This window comes from Streptomyces sp. NPDC012794 (genome assembly GCF_042901085.1).
In the GTDB taxonomy this organism is placed as follows: Bacteria; Actinomycetota; Actinomycetes; order Streptomycetales; family Streptomycetaceae; genus Streptomyces.
Genome location: NZ_JBIBCI010000034.1, coordinates 17,795 through 34,962 on the forward strand (window position 1 = coordinate 17,795; position 17,168 = coordinate 34,962).

The 17,168-nt window shown below is 73.8% G+C and carries 15 protein-coding genes; 8 read left to right on the forward strand and 7 right to left on the reverse strand.

Going from position 1 to position 17,168, the window contains the following annotated elements; genetic code table 11:
- Positions 1-271: 271 nt before the first annotated feature.
- On the forward strand, positions 272-787 hold the full coding sequence (locus ACFY7H_RS32830; protein WP_388945976.1) for an EF-hand domain-containing protein: 516 nt from the start codon (positions 272-274) through the stop codon (positions 785-787).
- A gap of 175 nt (positions 788-962) precedes the next feature.
- Complete coding sequence (locus ACFY7H_RS32835) at positions 963-1,937, forward strand: immunity 49 family protein (RefSeq protein ID WP_388945979.1); 975 nt, start codon at positions 963-965, stop codon at positions 1,935-1,937.
- A gap of 45 nt (positions 1,938-1,982) precedes the next feature.
- Here ACFY7H_RS32835 and purU read toward each other — a convergent pair whose 3' ends face one another.
- The gene (gene purU, locus ACFY7H_RS32840) at positions 1,983-2,864 is read right to left on the reverse strand and encodes a formyltetrahydrofolate deformylase (RefSeq protein ID WP_388945982.1); all 882 of its coding nucleotides are present in this window, start codon (positions 2,862-2,864) and stop codon (positions 1,983-1,985) included.
- A gap of 14 nt (positions 2,865-2,878) precedes the next feature.
- Entirely contained in the window at positions 2,879-3,325 is a 447-nt protein-coding gene (locus ACFY7H_RS32845) for a hypothetical protein (RefSeq protein WP_388946019.1), read from the reverse strand.
- Between the two features lie 196 nt (positions 3,326-3,521).
- Here ACFY7H_RS32845 and ACFY7H_RS32850 point away from each other — a divergent pair, with 196 nt between their 5' ends.
- Positions 3,522-4,928, forward strand: coding sequence for an ABC transporter substrate-binding protein (locus ACFY7H_RS32850; protein WP_388945985.1), 1,407 nt, complete (start codon positions 3,522-3,524; stop codon positions 4,926-4,928).
- Between the two features lie 24 nt (positions 4,929-4,952).
- Here the strand turns inward: ACFY7H_RS32850 and ACFY7H_RS32855 are convergent, their stop codons facing one another.
- Positions 4,953-6,572: a hypothetical protein gene (locus ACFY7H_RS32855; protein ID WP_388945988.1), complete on the reverse strand. Its 1,620-nt coding sequence runs from the start codon at positions 6,570-6,572 to the stop codon at positions 4,953-4,955.
- Positions 6,573-6,652: 80 nt separating this feature from the next.
- Positions 6,653-8,035 (reverse strand): transcriptional regulator, encoded by a 1,383-nt coding sequence (locus tag ACFY7H_RS32860; protein WP_388945991.1) that lies wholly within the window; start codon positions 8,033-8,035, stop codon positions 6,653-6,655.
- Positions 8,036-8,249: 214 nt separating this feature from the next.
- On the opposite strand from ACFY7H_RS32860, the gene ACFY7H_RS32865 reads away from it, so the two are divergent.
- From ACFY7H_RS32865 to ACFY7H_RS32875, 3 genes are all read left to right on the forward strand, one after another.
- A complete protein-coding gene (locus ACFY7H_RS32865; protein WP_388945993.1) occupies positions 8,250-8,936 on the forward strand; it encodes a bifunctional DNA primase/polymerase in 687 nt (228 codons plus the stop codon).
- A gap of 135 nt (positions 8,937-9,071) precedes the next feature.
- The gene (locus tag ACFY7H_RS32870; RefSeq protein ID WP_388945996.1) at positions 9,072-9,905 is read left to right on the forward strand and encodes an ABC transporter ATP-binding protein; all 834 of its coding nucleotides are present in this window, start codon (positions 9,072-9,074) and stop codon (positions 9,903-9,905) included.
- A complete protein-coding gene (locus ACFY7H_RS32875) occupies positions 9,902-11,518 on the forward strand; it encodes a transporter (protein ID WP_388945999.1) in 1,617 nt (538 codons plus the stop codon). The genes ACFY7H_RS32870 and ACFY7H_RS32875 overlap by 4 nt, the downstream gene beginning before the upstream one ends.
- A gap of 118 nt (positions 11,519-11,636) precedes the next feature.
- Here the strand turns inward: ACFY7H_RS32875 and ACFY7H_RS32880 are convergent, their stop codons facing one another.
- A complete protein-coding gene (locus tag ACFY7H_RS32880; protein ID WP_388946002.1) occupies positions 11,637-12,650 on the reverse strand; it encodes a GlxA family transcriptional regulator in 1,014 nt (337 codons plus the stop codon).
- Positions 12,651-12,764: 114 nt separating this feature from the next.
- Here ACFY7H_RS32880 and ACFY7H_RS32885 point away from each other — a divergent pair, with 114 nt between their 5' ends.
- The gene (locus tag ACFY7H_RS32885) at positions 12,765-13,697 is read left to right on the forward strand and encodes an NADP-dependent oxidoreductase (protein WP_388946005.1); all 933 of its coding nucleotides are present in this window, start codon (positions 12,765-12,767) and stop codon (positions 13,695-13,697) included.
- A gap of 71 nt (positions 13,698-13,768) precedes the next feature.
- Here ACFY7H_RS32885 and ACFY7H_RS32890 read toward each other — a convergent pair whose 3' ends face one another.
- Complete coding sequence (locus tag ACFY7H_RS32890) at positions 13,769-14,635, reverse strand: alpha/beta fold hydrolase (protein WP_388946008.1); 867 nt, start codon at positions 14,633-14,635, stop codon at positions 13,769-13,771.
- Positions 14,636-14,937: 302 nt separating this feature from the next.
- The gene (locus ACFY7H_RS32895; protein WP_388946010.1) at positions 14,938-15,630 is read right to left on the reverse strand and encodes a metal-dependent transcriptional regulator; all 693 of its coding nucleotides are present in this window, start codon (positions 15,628-15,630) and stop codon (positions 14,938-14,940) included.
- 228 nt (positions 15,631-15,858) lie between these two features.
- Here ACFY7H_RS32895 and ACFY7H_RS32900 point away from each other — a divergent pair, with 228 nt between their 5' ends.
- On the forward strand, positions 15,859-16,614 hold the full coding sequence (locus ACFY7H_RS32900; protein ID WP_388946013.1) for an SIS domain-containing protein: 756 nt from the start codon (positions 15,859-15,861) through the stop codon (positions 16,612-16,614).
- Positions 16,615-17,168 lie beyond the last annotated feature (554 nt).

The window sequence follows — 17,168 nt, forward strand, 5'->3', positions numbered from 1 at the left end:
TCCAGCCGTGTGTCGACCCGTCAAATGTAGTGGGCATCGGATGGATCGCGCCGGTTTTGCGAGAACCTCGCCCCGCTGACGGGACGCCCGTGGTAGGCGGCGCGCTGGTACAGGCGTACGCGCCCCGGCGCGCTTCCCGTGCGCGGGTTCGATGCGGCCACCTCCTTGACCGCTTCGCTTAACGCGCAGGCCACCGAGGCCTTACGCTCCTGCCTGTCTTGATCTGCACCCCAACCGCACCCCAACGCACACGTGAAGGCGGAAGCCGAACATGGACAGCGCAGAGTACGAGCGCAAGATCGCCGCTCGATTCGCCACCTTCGACCAGGACGGTTCCGGCTATATCGACCGGGAGGACTTCAGTACGGCGGCGAGGGCCGTGCTGGCCGAATTCGGTACGGCCGCGCGCTCGGACAAGGGGCAGGCGGTCTTCAGCGGCGCCGAGGCGTTCTGGCAGGGCATGGCCGGGATCGCCGACGTCAACGGCAACCAGCGCGTCTCCCGCGAGGAGTTCGTCACGGGCGCGGCGAAGCGGCTGCGGGACAATCCGCGGCGGTTCGCGGAGATCGCCCGGCCGTTCCTGGCCGCCGTGATCGCGGTGGCGGACGAGGACGGCGCGGGCGCGACCCCGGCGGCGGCGGCCCGCGTGCTGCGCGTCCTCGGCACCGAGCCGGGCCTGGCCGCGCAGGTGGCGGGGGCCCTGGACACGGACGGCGACGGCCGCATCTCGGAGGACGAGATCCTGGCTGCCTTCGCCGGCTACTGCGGCGTCGACCCCGACGCCTGAGCCGGGGCTCCACCGCGCGACCCCGACGCCCGAGCCGGGGCGGTGGCCCCGAGCGACGCCGGCCCGGCGCCCCGCGCCCAACGCCCCACCCCCGCCCGGGGCCACCGCCCCGGGCGCTGTCGGGGCCCGCTGGTAGCGTGCGCTTCCGGCCGGGACGATCACAGGAGGCGGCGGCGTGCGGGACGTACGGGAAGTGCAGCGGCACTCGGTCGGGGTAGAGGGGACGGCCAGGGCGCTCGACGGCATCGCCGTGCGGACCTGGACGCGCTACGACCGCATGTACGCCGACCCGGCGCCCGAGCGGCTGCGCGAGATGGGCGACGAGCTCCTCGACCACGTCGCCGCCCGCACCGCGGTGGACGGCCGGCTCGACGGGACGGCGCGCGAGGCGCTGCTCACCGCCGCGCAGTGCGCCCTGGGCGTCCTCGGCATCGGCTGTTTCCCGGGCGGCGACCAAGAGGTCCCGCTGCCGCTCGTCAACGAGACGGCGAGCAGCGAGGACTTCGACTTCCGCAGCGCCGTCACCGCGGCCCCCACCGCCCGCACCTGGCTCGACGCCTTCGAGGCCGCGGTGGTCAGCGGACTGGTGTGGGACTGGCGGAAGGTGAGCGGTCTGCTGCTGCGCGACGACTACGCGCCCGCCCTGCGCGACGGGGTGCCGTACTCGCCGCACACCTCGCGGTCGGAACCGTCGGACCTCGCCGCGATGGACGCCCTGTGCGGCTACCTGGCCGCGAGCACCGGCCACCGGCCCGGCGACTGGCCGACCGTGCCGCTGTGCAAGCCCGACGCCGCCACGCGCGCCGGGGCGGCCCGCCGGCTGGACGACGCGGGACCGCTGACCGCGGACCAGCGGCTGCTGCGCGTACTCCTCGACGACGACCGGGCGGCCTTCGAGGAGGCCCTCGCGGACCGGCTCACGGCCCACCGCGCGAGCGCGGAGGCGGAGCCGGACCCCGCGCCCCGGACCCTGCTGCCGCTGGGGCCGCTCGCCCTGGCCGCCCTCGCCGTCCAGACGCACCGGTGGGAGCTCGGCGTCCGCTCCGGCTACCTGCCGCCCGAGCTGCTGGGCTCCGCCGACGCGATGGACCTGGCGGCGCGGACCGAGGTGAACCGGCTGGGCGGCTGGGTCGCCGCCGACGCCCCCTGAGGGCGCGCGGGGGCACCCGTACGGCGTGCCCCGCGTCCGCCGGGCCTACGCGAAGACGACCGTCCGCGAGCCGTTGAGCAGCACCCGGTGCTCGCTGTGCCACTTCACGGCCCGTGCCAGCGCCTGGCACTCCACGTCCCGGCCGATGGCGACGAGCTGGTCGGGGGTGACCTCGTGGCCGACCCGCTCGACCTCCTGCTCGATGATCGGGCCCTCGTCGAGGTCGGCGGTCACGTAGTGGGCGGTGGCGCCGATCAGCTTCACACCGCGCGCGTGCGCCTGGTGGTACGGCTTCGCGCCCTTGAAGCTCGGCAGGAAGGAGTGGTGGATGTTGATGATCCGCCCGCTCAGCTCCTTGCACAGGGTGTCCGACAGCACCTGCATGTACCGGGCGAGCACCACCAGCTCGACGTTCTGCTCGCGCACCAGCTCCAGCAGCCGCGCCTCCGCGTCCGCCTTCGTCTCCTTGGTCACCGGGATGTGCACGAAGGGGATGTCGTACGAGCCGACCAGCTCGGCGAAGTCGGTGTGGTTCGAGACCACGGCCGCGATCTCCACCGGCAGCGCGCCGATCCGGGAGCGGAACAGCAGGTCGTTCAGGCAGTGCCCGAACTTCGACACCATCAGCACGATCCGCATCCGCTCGTCGGAGCGGTGGATCTGCCAGTCCATCCGGAAGGAGTCGCCGATCGCGGCGAAGCTCGCGCGCAGCTTCTCCACCGTCACGGCGGGCTCGGCCTCGAAGTGCACCCGCATGAAGAAGAGCCCGGTCTCCCGGTCTCCGAACTGCTGGCTGTCCACGATGTTGCAGCCGGTCATGAAGAGGTAGCTCGACACGGCGTGCACGATGCCCTGCTTGTCGGGGCAGGAGACGGTCAGGACGTACTGGGCCTGGGCCTCGGCCCGGGGCTGTGGGTGTTCGCTCATGACGGCACAGCCTTTCACACCACGCGGGTCAGCGTTTTCAGCACGTCGACGGAGCTCGGCCGGTCGTCCGGGTCCTCCCCGTCCGCCGTCGACATCCGTACGTGCGCCTCGCGCGACGCCCGCACCGCCTCGGGCCAGTCCTGGTGGCCGAGGTACGCGGACACGGGCGCGTCGGGGCCGACCTGGTGCAGGATCCGCAGCACCCGCAGGACGGCGAGGTCGACCAGGGCCGCCTCCTGCGCGTCGCGGAAGATCGTGCCGACGTACTTGTCCGCGGACCAGCTGTCGAGCCACGTGTCCTCGACGAGCCGGTACACGGCGTCGGTGACGTCCCCGTACCCTTCGGCACCCGCGAGCCAGACCTCCTCCTGGAACACCGGGTCGGAAAGCATGTGCAGCGCCGAGCGCACGTTGCTGCGCCAGCGCCACCACGGCATGTCGTTGAGGGGCATGCCGCCCATGGTGGAGGAGCGGCCGCCGCGGCGGGAAGAGTTCTTCGAACCTTGGGCGAATGTCACGCTTTCGATCGTACGTTCCCCCCACCTGCGATCTTGAAGCAGCCGTGGGCGACCGGCCCCCCGCAATTCACCCGGGCGTCACCCGCTGTTGTGTCCATCTCATCGCCGAGTTACCCCCGGGGCGGAAGGGTCGGTGGACATGACGCCTCACCGACGCGCAACTGCCCTGACTCGCCTGCTCGTTGCCACGGCGACGGGCGCGTGTCTCACGACGGCGTGCGGGGTGGTCCCCGGTGGTCCGGGGGGCTCCGGGGACTCCCTCACGGTCATGACCTTCGCGCCCATGGACACCAAAGCGACCAATATGCCGGGTATGCCGGGCATGGCCAAGACCTACGAGCGCTGGGTGAACGCCAACGGCGGCATGAAGGGCCGCAAACTGCGCGTGATCACCTGCAACGAGAAGAACACCGCCACCGGCGCCGCCGACTGCGCCCGCAAGGCCATCGCCGAGAAGGCCGTCGCGGTCGTCGGCTCGTACAGCCAGCACGGGCGCGCCTTCATGGCCCCGCTGGAGGCCGAGGGCATCCCGTTCATCGGCGGCTACGGGGTCTCCGCCGAGGAGTTCCAGAGCACCCTGTCCTTCCCGGTCAACGGCGGGCAGCCCGCGCTGCTCGCCGGCGCCGGCCACCAGCTCGGCAAGGCCTGCTCCCAGGTCTCCCTCGTCCGCCCGGACACCCTCGCGGGCGACACGATGCCCGTCCTGCTGAACGCGGGGCTCAAGGCCAACAGCATGCCGGAAGCCTCCGACATCCGGGCCGCCGAGGACTCCGCCGACTTCAAACCGCAGGCCCGCGAGGCGCTCGGCGCCGCCCCCACGGCCCCGGCCGCCCCGGCCGGCACGCCGGCGAACACCCCCGCGGCTCCGACGCCCCCCGGCCCGGCGTCCGCCACGCCCTCCACCGCCCGGAGCCCGAAGGCCCCCGGGGCGCCGAAGACCCCGGCCGCCGACCCGGCCAAGGACAAGAGCTGCGTGACGGCGGTCCTCGGCGAACGCACCGAGATCTTCTTCGACGCCTTCCGCCGCGTCGACAGCCAGCGCAAGACGCAGATCTCCTCCGTCCTCGGCAGCATCAGCCAGGCCCTGGTGGACCGCACCGGCGGCAAGGACAGCCCCTTCGAGGGCGCCTACGTCACCAGCTGGTACCCCGTGTCGACCGACCCGCTGTGGGCGCCGATGCGCAAGGTGATCAGCGAGCAGGCCTTCGGCGACCACACCGTGGACCCCGACGACAGCGGGGCCCAGACCACCTGGATCGCGTACGGCGTCCTCGACCGGATCGTCCAGCGGTTCAAGAGCGACGAGGAGATCACCGCCCGCAAGCTGGCCCGGGCCCTCAACCAGTCCCCTGGCGTCCACACCGGCAACCTCACCCCCGACCTGAGCTGGCGCTACCAGGACATGCGCGCCGTCGCCGGGTTCCCGCGCCTGGTCAACGGGCGGGTCAGCTTCCAGACCGTCCAGGCGGGCCGCCTCGTCGCCCAGCCCGGCGAGCAGAACCTCGACATGACCCCGACCCTGGAGCAGGCCCCCCGCTCCGCCTGACCGCGCGGGCGGGGCCGGCGCCCGTCAGAGCTGGGACTTGTCCCGCTTCGTCAGGCCGTACTTGGCGGCGATCGTGTTCCACATGGCCGCCGCCGACTCCTTGGCCTTGGTGGCCTCACCGCTCGCCTTGTTGCCGTCGGCCGCGTCGTCCGTGGTCTTGGCCTTGCCGTCCTTGCAGCCGCCCTTGTCACGGCCGGCGTCGTCCGCCCAGGCCGCATAGCTGGTGTCGGCCTCCGCCGAAGCCTTCCAGGCCTTCGTGAGCGCGGCCGACAGGCGGGCGTGGTTCGGGAGCAGGTCCACCTTCAGCTCCTGGAGCCGGGTGACCAGTTCCTCGCGCTGGCGCGCGGCGGCGCGCAGGTCCTGGGCCGCCTGGCCCAGGTTCTTGCAGTCCTTGATGTCGTCCACGGCCTTGATCACCGAGGCCCGGCTGTCGCCGGCGTCCGCGAGCAGCTTGTCGAGCTGGACGGCCTGCGGGCGGGCCGGGTCCACCGCCGCCTCTCCGGGCGCCGCCCCCGAGCCGGCGGAACCGCTGGCGGCGGGGGCCACCGCTCCCGGGTCGGTGTTCTGGGCCTTGCCGTCGCCGAGCATCGCGCCCACCCCGAGCCCGGCCACGATCAGCCCGAAGACGGCGGCCGCGATGACGGCGGGCGGGATCCGGCGCGCGGGCGCCGGGGGCGGGGGCGGAGGCGCGTACTGCTGGGCCTGCTGCGGCTGTTGGGGCTGCTGGGCCCGGTGCGGCCCGCCGTGCTGCGCCGGCGCGGGCGGCGGGGTCCGGCGCGGCCCCGGGTCGGGGACGGGCGGCTGCTGCCGGCCGCGCCCGGTGGCATCGGCGTCGCCGTCGGCCCGGAACAGCGCGTCGAAGCCCTCGGCGGCGTTCGCCGACGGCGCGCCGCCACCGGGGACGGGCGGCATGTACTGGGTGGCCTGCTCGTGCGGATCGGCCGGGACCGGGGGTATGTACTGGGTCGCCCGCTCGTGCTCCGCAGCCGGGACGGGAGCCATGTACTGGGTCGCCTGCTCGTGCGCCGGGACCGGCGGGATGTACTGCGTGGCCTGCTCGTGCGGATCCGCCGGGACCGGCGGAATGTACTGCGTCGCCTGCTCGTGCCCGGCCGCCGGGACGGGAGCCATGTACTGGGTCGCCTGCTCGTGCGCCGGGACCGGCGGGATGTACTGCGTGGCCTGCTCGTGCGGATCCGCCGGAACCGGCGGAATGTACTGCGTCGCCTGCTCGTGCCCGGCCGCCGGGACCGGCGGGATGTACTGCGTCGCCGCGTCCGGCAGCGGCGGGTAGCCGTAGCCGTGCGGGTCCCCCGGCCCCTCGAAGCCGGGGCCCACGACGTGGCCCGCCGGCGGCGGGTATCCGTACGCGGGCTGCCCGGGCTGCGACGGGGACTCGTACGGCGGCTCGTACGCGGGCTCGTACGGCCCCGCGTACTGCTGCGGTGCCTGGGGATCCGGCGCCGCCGGGTACCCGTACGCCGGGGTTGCCGGGGACGCCGGAGATGCCTGCGGCGCCGGGGGTGCTCCCCACGCCTCCCCGGCCTGCGGCCCCGGCTGCTGCGGGTAGCCGGGAGCCGGCTCCGGCTGTGCCTGATGCGGCGTCCCGGGCTGGGGGACGCCCCCTTGTCCGTTCTCCGTCACCGGGACTCCTTCTGCCTTCTCCGACTCGTCCGAACCCACGGAACCGTCGGGTCACGCTACCCGGTCATGCCACGCGCACGTCAGGCCGCCTGAACCTCCAGCCGCGCCCCGAACTCCCGCACGGCCGGTTCCTCCCGGTACGGTTCCAGCCGCGCCCGGAAGTCGTCCAGGTACTCCGCGCCCCGCCGCGAACGCAGCGACCCCAGCAGTTCGGCCGCCGCCGTCGCCGTCTGGCAGGCCTGCTCCACCTCCCGCTGCTGCACCTGCGAGGCCGCCAGCAGCAACAGCCCGATGGCCCGGCGGCGGGCCTTCGTCGCGGGCAGGTGCCGCAGCGCCTCCTCGGCGCGCCTGCCCGCCGCGTCGGCCTGCCCGAGGTCCCGGTGGCAGTGTGCGAGCTCGTCCGCCAGGTAGGCCTGGTCGAAGTGGCGGATCCACACCGGGTCGTCGCCGGACTCCGGCTCGGCCCGCTCCAGCGCCGTCACCGCCCGCCCCGACAGCACCGCCGTGGCCCTGGCGTCGCCGAGCAGCGCGTGCCCGCGCGCCTCGGCGGCGTAGAACATCGCCTCGACCCGCGGTGTGACCTGCCCGCGCGTGCCCTCCTGCGCGGCCCGCGCCAGCTGCGCGATCTCCCGCGGATTGCCCAGCTCGGCGGCGAGGTGGCTCATGGACGCGGCCAGTACGTAGCCCCCGTACGCGCGGTCGCCCGCGGCCTGCGCCATCCGCAGGGCCTGGATGTAGTAGCGCTGGGCCAGGCCCGGCTGGCCGGTGTCCACCGCCATGTAGCCGGCCAGCTCGGTGAGCCGGGCCACCGCCGCGAACAGGGCCCGCCCGACCGGTTCCCGGTAGGAGCCCGCGATCAGCCCCGACACCACGGAGTTGAGGTAGTGCACCACCACGGGCCGCACGTGCCCGCTGCCGAAGCGGTGGTCGAGGTCGGTCAGGGCCTCGGTGGTCGCCCGTACCGCCTCCACGTCCGGCATCCCCACCCGCGCCCCGCCGCTGCGCGCCACCTGCGGGTCGGCGCCGGTGATCAGCCAGTCCCGGCTCGGTTCGACCAGGGCGGAGGCCGCCACGCTCGACCCGGACAGGAAGTCGCGGCGGCCCACGTCGCTGCGCCACAGCTCGCAGACCTGCTCGATGGCGCCGATGACCGTCGGGGAGAAGTGCAGGCCCACGCCGGAGGCGAGGTTCTTCCCGTTGGCCATGCCGATCTCGTCGATGGTGACGGTCCGGCCCAGTTTGCGGCCGAGGGCCTCCGCGATGATGCCGGGCGCCCGGCCTCGCGGCTGCTGGCCGCGCAGCCAGCGGGCGACCGAGGTCTTGTCGTAGCGGAGATCGAGGCCGTGCTCGGCCCCGCACATGTTGACGCGCCGTGCGAGCCCGGCGTTGGAGCACCCGGCTTCCTGGATGAGCGCTTGCAGCCGTTCGTTCGGCTGGCGCGCTACGAGAGGCCTGGCTGCCATGAAAACCCCCTGAGGCCGCGGGTGATCGATGGAATGATCACTTCCCGCCTGAAGTGCGGAGAATCTTCCGCTCTGCGACGTGTCGTTACCCAACGACCGCGCCCCGCCCTCCCACGCGCCCCCGCCCATGCACCCGTGCGCCCCGTATGCAGGATCGATGCAGCGCCCACCGGCTGGTTTACGGCCGTAACCCGGCGTGACCGAGGGAGTTGTGATGGGCGTGGAAGAGACCATCACAGTCACGGAGACCGCGCCCATTCCCCAGCAGCGCGGGGATCAACTGCTCGACCATGCCGTGCGGTACGTGGAGGAACGGCACTGGGACGTCTTCGCCGGCACGTGGCTGGAGCCCGGCGACGGCAGGGAGGTGTGCTCCTGCGGGGCGGCCGACTGCCCGGCGCCCGGCGCGCACCCGGCGGTCAAGGACTGGGCGTCGCTGGCCTCGGGCAGCGCGGTGGGCGTGCGGCGGATCTGGGCCAAGCACCCCGGCGCCTCGATCCTGATGCCGACGGGCCGCACCTTCGACGCGCTCGACGTACCGGACTCCGCCGGATTCCTCGCGCTGGCGCGGCTGGAGCGCACCGAGCGGACGCTCGGGCCGGTCGCGCTGACCCCCGACCACCGGATGCTGTTCTTCGTCCTGCCGGGCGCCGGGGCGAAGGTGCCGGACCTGGTGCGCAAGCTGGGCTGGCTGCCGCACGCCATCGACCTGGTCACGCGGGGCGAGGGGCAGTACGTGGCCGCGCCGCCGACCCGCTTCGGCGGCAAGGGGCCGGTGCAGTGGGCCCGTAAGCCCACGCCGGCGAACCGGTGGCTGCCGGACACCGAGGAGCTGATCGACGCGATCGCGTACGCCTGCGGCAGCGAGGCGGCCGCGGCCCGCGGCCGGCGCAAGCCCTGACCTCTTCCTTTGCCCGCGGCCGGCGCCTGACATACGTGTCCGCAAGTTCATGACATTCGTAACTGCTGAGGCCTCTTCCCTTCCTCCTATGGTGAGGACAGTACGACCACGGGGAACAGAACGAGAGGCAGGCGCATGCCGGACCAGGGTTATGCGACGGGCGGTACGGGCGGGACGGGTAGGGGCGCGCGACCCGCGCAGCCCGTGGCCGCCGTGCGGGTAGAGGGACTGTGGAAGCGCTTCGGCGAGCAGGTGGCCGTCGCGGGGATAGACCTGGAGCTGCCGGCCGGCCGCTTCATCGGGCTCGTCGGCCCGAACGGCGCCGGGAAGACGACCACGTTGTCCATGGTGACCGGGCTGCTGCGCCCGGACATGGGCCGGGTGGTCGTCGCCGGACACGACGTGTGGGCCGACCCCGTCGAGGTGAAGTCCCGCATCGGCGTCCTGCCCGAGGGGCTGCGGATGTTCGAGCGCCTCTCCGGGCGCGAACTCCTCGGCTACATGGGCCGCCTGCGCGGCCTGCCGGGCGAGGAGACCGACAAGCGCGCGACGCAGCTGCTCGACGTACTGGACCTCGCGGGCTCCCAGCACAAGCTGGTCGTCGACTACTCGACGGGCATGCGCAAGAAGATCGGTCTCGCTGCGGCGCTCCTGCACAACCCCGAAGTCCTCTTCCTGGACGAGCCGTTCGAGGGCGTGGACCCGGTTTCCGCGCAGACCATCCGCGGGGTGCTGGAACGTTACACCGCGTCCGGTGCGACCGTCGTGTTCTCCTCCCACGTGATGGAGCTCGTCGAATCGCTCTGCGACTGGGTGGCCGTCATGGCGGGCGGACAGATCCGCGCCGCCGGCCCGCTGGCCGACGTTCGGGGCTCCGCTCCCTCCCTGCAGGCCGCCTTCCTCGAACTCGTCGGCGCCCGCGACCACGCCGCCGGCGACTCCCTCGACTGGCTCGGCGGCGCGCGATGAGCAGCGCCACCGCCGCCTCCGCGGCCTCCGTCACCTCCCTCTTCGTCCGCCTGAAGCTCTCCCTGATGCGCAACGGCCTCAAGGGGTCGTCGAAGCGCAAGGCCGTCTGGATCATCAGCCTGGTGATCTCGCTGGTCTTCTCCCTCTTCGTCACCCTGGGCCTGGCGATGCTGCACGGCCACCTCCACGCCGGGACCGTGGTCGTCCTGCTGGCCGCGATCCTCGCGCTCGGCTGGACCGTGATGCCGCTCTTCTTCCCGACCGGTGACGAGACGCTCGACCCGAGCCGGCTCGTGATGCTGCCCCTGAGGCCGCGTCCGCTCGTCCGGGCCCTGCTGGCCTCCTCCCTGGTCGGCACCGGGCCGCTGTTCACGCTCTGCATCGCCGCCGGCTCGGTGGCGGCGGTCGCCCACGGCCCGGCGGGCATCGCGGCGGCCGTGATCGGCGCCCCGCTGCTGCTGCTCGCCTGCGTGGCGCTGGCCCGTGCCGTGGCCACGGCGAACGTACGGCTGCTGTCCAGCCGCAAGGGACGCGACCTCGCGGTACTCAGCGGCCTGCTGATCGCGATAGGCGCCCAGGTCGTCAACTTCGCTAGCCAGCGCCTGTTCCAGGAGGGGGGTCTGGCCGCGCTGGAGCCGGTCGAGGCGATCGTGCGCTGGCTGCCGCCGGCGACGGCCGTCGGCATGGTGGACTCCGTGAGCGAGGGCGCGTACGGCACCGCCGCGGCCCAGCTGGCCCTGACCCTCGGCGCCCTCGCGGGCCTCCTGTGGTTCTGGGAGCGCAGCCTGACCAGCCTGATGGTCAGCCCGGACGGCTCCACCCTCGCGGCCGCGAAGCCCGAGAAGGACCGGGGCGGCGCCGGCGGCTTCTGGTCGCTCCTGCCGGGCGGGCGCACCGGCGCGGTCATCCAGCGCACCCTGCGCTACGCCGTCCGCGACCCGAAGACGAAGTCCGCATGGGTGTCGTCGCTGGCGATCGGCCTGATCGTCCCCGTCTTCAACGCCCTCCAGGGCACCGGCTCGGTCTACCTGGCCTGCTTCGGCGCGGGGATGCTCGGCGTACAGATGTACAACCAGTTCGGGCAGGACACCTCCGCCTTCTGGATGGTCGCCCAGACCATCTCCACCGCGCGCGACGCGTACGGCGAACTGCGCGCCCGCGCCGCCGCGCTGGCCCTGGTCACCGTCCCGTACACGGTCCTCGTCACGGTCGTCACCGCCGCTCTGGTGGGCGACTGGGCCGGCTTCCCGTCGGCCCTGGGCCTGGCGCTGGCCCTGCTCGGCTCGATGCTGTGCACGGGCGCGCTGGTCTCGGCGCACTTCGCGTACTCCATCCCGTCGGAGGGGGCGTTCAAGAACGTCGCCCCGGGCCAGGCCGGCCTCGCCTGGCTGGGCATCGTCTGCGGCATGCTCGCCTCGGCGGTGATCTGCGCGCCGGTGATCGGCCTGACGGTGTACGTCAGCCTGGCGGACGACCCGGGCACCCTGGGCCTGCTCGCCCTCCCCATCGGCATCGCCTGGGGCTGCGCGGCCACCTGGACGGGCCTGCGCGTGGCGGCCCCGGCGGTGGCCCGCAAGCTCCCGGAGATCCTGACGGCGGTCAGCAAGGGCTGACCCGCGCACACGGTGCAGGGGGCGGCGGCCACGGCCCGCCGCCCCCTGCCGGCGTTTCCGCCCCTGCCCGCCCGCTTCGCCGGCTCCGGACGCCACGGCCGGGGCGTGGTAAGGCCGTTCAGGCCCGATCCGGCGAGGTGGGCGTCCCCGTGTGGTGGCCCTGCGGTACGGCTCTGAACGCCCGGCGGTAGGCCGTCGGGGAGGTGCCCAGGGTGGCTGCGAGGTGTTGGCGGAGGGAGGCCGCCGTGCCGAAGCCCGCTTCGGCGGCGACCTGGTCCACCGGGAGGGCGGTGGTTTCCAGGAGGCGGCGGGCGTGGTCGACGCGGCGTTGGGCCAGCCACTGGCCCGGGGGTGCGCCTACCTCCTCGGCGAAGCGGCGGCAGAAGGTGCGGACGCTCATTCCGGCGTGGGCCGCAAGCTGCGCGAGGGACAGCGGCTCGTCCAGGTGGCGCAGGGCCCAGCTTCGGGTCGCGGCCGTCGTGGCGGCGTCCGGCTCCGGCATGGGGCGCTCGATGTACTGGGCCTGGCCGCCCTCCCGCCACGGCGGGACCACGCACAGGCGCGCCACCCGGTTGGCGATCTCGCTGCCGTGGTCGCGGCGGAGCAGGTGCAGGCACAGGTCCACCCCCGCGGCGACGCCGGCGGCCGTCAGGACGCGGCCGTCGTCGACGAAGAGGACGTTCTCGTCGACCTCGATCCGCGGGAAGGCCCGCTGGAAGTGGCTCGCCTCGTTCCAGTGCGTGGTGGCGCGCCGGCCGTCGAGCAGCCCCGCGGCGGCGAGTACGTACGAGGCCGTGCAGATCGAGACGATGCGGGCGTGCGGCGGGAGGAGGGCGAGGGCCTCGGCGAGCTCGGCGGGCAGCCACGCGCGGGAGGCGTCCGGGCCGCAGGTGAAGGGCGGGATGACCAGGGTGTCGGCCGTGCGCAGGGCCTCGCTGCCGTGGGGCACCGTGATGGTGAAGTCCGCGCTCGTCGTGACCGGGCCACCGGTCAGGCCGCAGGTGGTGACCTCGTACAGCGGCTCGCCGTCCGGGCCTTCGGCGGTGCCGAAGATGCGCACGGGGATGCTCAGTTCGAAGGGGTAGACGCCCTCCAGGGCGAGGACCACGACGCGGTGCAGCGGAGAAACCATGGCAAGATCCTTTCAGATGGTGGCAGTCTTGCCACTCGTTCCGGTGGGGGCCGTGCGGAAATCTTGGTCCCGGGACGGGGCCGCTGGGGCCCCGCCGAGAGCGGGGGTGGCGTCATGCGTGCGGTGGCTCAGGACGGATTCGGCGGGCCCGAGGTGCTGAAGGTCGTCGAGGTGGAGCGGCCGGAGCCGGGGCCGGCCGAGGTGCTCGTACGGGTCCACGCGGCCGGGGTCAACCCGACGGACTCCTGGCACCGGGCCACCGGCGGGCTCGCGGGCGAGGTCGTCCGGCTCGGCTGGGACGTCTCCGGGACCGTCGAGGCGGTCGGGCTCGGCGTCACCACCCTCGCCCCGGGCGACGAGGTCTTCGGGATGCCGCGCCACCCCGTCCCGGCGGGCACGTACGCGGAGTACGTCACCTCCCCCGCCCGGCACCTGGTCCGCAAGCCCGCCGCGCTGAGCCACGTACGGGCGGCCGCGCTGCCGCTGGCCGCGCTCACCGCCTGGCAGGCCCTCGTGGACACCGCCGGGGTGCGCCCCGGGCAGCGGGTGCTGGTCCACGCGGCGGCCGGCGGGGTCGGGCACCTCGCCGTGCAGATCGCCAAGGCGCGGGGCGCGTACGTCATCGGTACGGCCCGCGCGGCCAAGCACGCGTTCCTGCGCGGGCTGGGCGCGGACGAGGTGGTCGACTACACCGCCGTCGCCTTCGAGGCGGCCGTCCCGCCCGTCGACGTCGTGGTCGACGCCGTCGGCGGGGAGTACGGGCCGCGCTCGCTGCGCGCCCTGCGACCGGGCGGCATCGTGGTCTCCCTCGCCTCCCCGGCCGAGGTTCGCCTCGCGCAGGAGGCCCGCCCGCTGGGGCTGCATGCCGCCTTCATGGCGGTGGAGGCCGACCAGGCGGGGATGCGGGAGATCGCCGCGCTGGTGGAGGACGGGCTGCTGCGGCCGGAGATCGACACGGTGCTGCCGCTGGAACTGGCCGGGAAGGCGCACGAGTTGAGCGACAGCGGCCGGACCACGGGGAAGATCGTCCTTTCCGTCACCGACTGACCGGCCACCGGCGGCCCGGCGGCACCGGCCCTGCGGCCCCTCTCCCCGCCGCGGCGGGGAGAGGGGCTCCCCTAGGAGACGGCCACCGCCTCCAGGAAGGGCTCCAGCGCCGCGCGCAGGGCGGCCGGCTGGTCGTAGTGGACGTAGTGGCCGGCGTCCGGGATCTCGGCGTACTGGCCGGCCGGGAGGACGCGGACCATCTCCTGGGCCTCCGCCCGGCCCAGCTCGCCGTCCAGGCCGCGCACGACGAGGGTGGGGCAGCGGACCTGGGCCAGCTCCTCCCAGTGCGCGTCGTGCACCCAGGTCTCGCGGACGGTCAGCATCTGGCTGCGGGAGAAGAGCGGGCGCCAGCCGTCCGGCGCCTCGTGCATCACCTCGGCGAAGAAGGCACCGCGGCCGGGGTCGGGGCGCTCCACCCGGGGGTCGTCCTCGCCGAACCAGCGGCGGGCGGCGTCCTGGGTGGGGAACGGCAGCGGCCAGCGGCGGAACCACTCCTGCCACTCCTGCTGGGAGGCCTCGCCGAGCGCGGAGGCACGCATGTCGCAGATGACGAGGGCCTGGACCAGCTCGGGGCGCCGGGCGGCGAGCTGCCAGCCGGTGAGGGCGCCCATGGAGTGGCCGATGACGACGGCGGGGCCGAGGTCCAGCTGCTCGATGACGGCCTCGGCGTCGGCGACGAAGGCCTCGCGGCCCAGGCGCGCGGCCCGCTCGGGTCCGGTCGCGGGATGGCCGCTGTGGCCGTGCCCGCGCTGGTCGAGGGCGATGACGCGGCGGTGCTCGCCCAGCCAGCGCGCGGTGCCGGCCCAGTGGAGGGCGCGGCCCATCAGGCCGTGGAGTAACAGGACCGCCGGTTTCCGGGGCTCCGCAGGCGGCTCCCGGAACTCCCAGGCGGCCAGGCGTACGCCGTCGGCACCCGTGACATCGATCCGCTGTACCACCGGAGATGCACCCCCTTCGCTCCCGGCCAGACTATCGAACCCGCGTTCGAGAACGGGCGTCTCGCCGACAACACCGCTCTTTCGAGTGACCTTGCTCAAGGATTGGCCGCCACTGCCGATGGAGATCCTTTCAACAGGGAGGCGGGCCGCTCGGGGAAGACGGTCCGAAGGGGATGACCTTGAGAGCTCGGGGCTCCAGGTCAGCAAGGGGAGGACCGGTCCCGGCGCCGAAAGGCGCCGGGACCGCCTTGCGTCCGGCCGTCGACGCCGAGGCGCCGACGGCCGTCAACCCCCCGGGGACGTCAGCGCTTGGCGACGAACACGTGCGACGCGATCTCCGCGTCCAGCTCCGCGGCCTCCCCGCCGCTGCCGACCAGCACCCCGCCCGGGGACTCCGTCACGCTCACCACCGAGCCGGGCTGCACGCCCGCCCGGCGCAGCGTGTACATCAGCTGGGCGTCGGTCTGGATCGGCTCTCCGATCCGCCGGATGACGACCGTCTTGCCCTCGGTGCCCGGATCCAGCTCGGACAGGCTGAGCATGCCGTCCTCCAGGAACGGATCCGCCTCGGCCTTCTCCCCCAGCTCTTCCAGCCCCGGGATCGGGTTCCCGTACGGCGACTCGGTCGGGTGGCGCAGCAGCTCCAGTACGCGCCGCTCCACCGCCTCGCTCATCACGTGCTCCCAGCGGCAGGCCTCGGCGTGCACCTGCTCCCACTCCAGGCCGATGACGTCGACCAGCAGGCACTCCGCGAGGCGGTGCTTGCGCATCACCCGCGTCGCGAGCTTGCGGCCCTCGTCGGTCAGCTCCAGGTGCCGGTCACTGGCCACCGCGACCAGACCGTCGCGCTCCATGCGCGCAACGGTCTGGCTCACCGTCGGGCCGCTCTGGTCCAGCCGCTCGGCGATCCGGGCGCGCATGGGGACCACACCTTCCTCTTCCAGCTCCAGGATGGTGCGGAGGTACATCTCCGTGGTGTCGATCAGTCCGGACATTCGTGCCCCTCGGATTGCGTGCGCTGGCCCTGCCCCCAATTCTGACGCATCGGGCCGACAACCGTCCCGCGTCGAGCGTCAAGGCATGTACGGGACATCAGCCGGAGCGCATCGGCGCGGCAAGAAAGACGGCGGCCCCCGGATTGACGTCCGTATTGACACGCCCTTGGTCCAGACCGCACGGTGAGCGGCGGACAGCACCCACACCCCTGGAAGGGCCTACGGCGTATGAGCGAGAGCAAGCTGGCCGGGCAGTTCTTCGACGCGGCCATCGGCCTGCTGGAGCGGGTACGCGACGAGGAGGGCTCACGCATCACCGAGGCCGGCGCCGTGATCGCCCAGGCCGTCGCCTCCGGGAACCGGCTGTTCGCCTTCGGCGCCGGACACTCCTCACTGCCCGCCCAGGACGTGGTCTACCGGGCCGGCGGACTCGCCCTGATGAACTTCCTGGCCGTCCCGGGCACGGTCGGCGTCGACGTCATGCCCGCCACGCTGGGCAGCGCGCTGGAGCGGGTCGACGGCCTCGCCGGCGCGGTCCTGGACAGCAGCCCGGCCTCCGCCGGGGACGTACTGGTCGTCATCTCCCTCTCCGGACGCAACGCGCTCCCGGTCGAGATGGCGATGAACGCGCGCGCGATCGGCCTGCAGGTCATCGGCGTGACGTCGGTGGCGTACGCGACGGAGACCAAGTCGCGGCACGTCTCGGGCACCTACCTGAAGGACCACTGCGACATCGTGCTGGACAGCAAGATCGCGGTCGGGGACGCGGAGCTGTCGGTGGACGGCATCGACGCGCCGTTCGCTCCCGCGTCGACGGTGGTGACCAGCGCGATCATGCAGGCCGTGATGGCGGCGGCGGCGGGCGAGCTGGTGGCGCGGGGGGTGGAGCCGCCGTTGCTGCGGTCGGGGAACGTGGACGGCGGGCACGAGTGGAACGGGCGGGTCATCCGGGAGTACGGGGACCGGATCTTCTTCCGGCACTGAGGGGCTGCGCCGCTGCGCGGGGCCGGAGTCCCCTACCCGCCCTTCGCCCGTTCCCCGGGCTGCGCCCGGACCCCTCCTGGGGGCCAGCCCCCAGACCCCCGCGCCTCAAACGCCGGCGAGGCTGGACTTGCCGGCCGAGCTGGAGTCGCCTGCGCGGCCCATGCGTCCGCGGACCGTTTCCCGGGGGCCAGCCCCCAGACCCCCGCGCCTCAAACGCCGGCGAGGCTGGACTTGCCGGCCGAGCTGGAGGTGGCGGCCAAGCTGGGATTGCCTGTGAGGTTGGAACTGCCCAGCTGCGCGGGCAGACGCGGGGCTGCCATGTGAGGGGGCGGGGACGGGGTGGGGTGTCGTCCGGGGCTAAAACGAGATGAATTCGGCGCCCGGTACCTCGTACAACCAGACTCGGAACAGGCGCCGAACATCGAAGCCCGCCCCGGACGGCCCCCCCCCCCCCCCCCCCCCCCCCCCCCCCCCCCCCCCCCCCCCAACCCCCCCCCCCCCCCCCCCCCCCCCCCCGCGCCCCCCCCCCCCCCCCCCCCCCCCCCCCCCCCCCC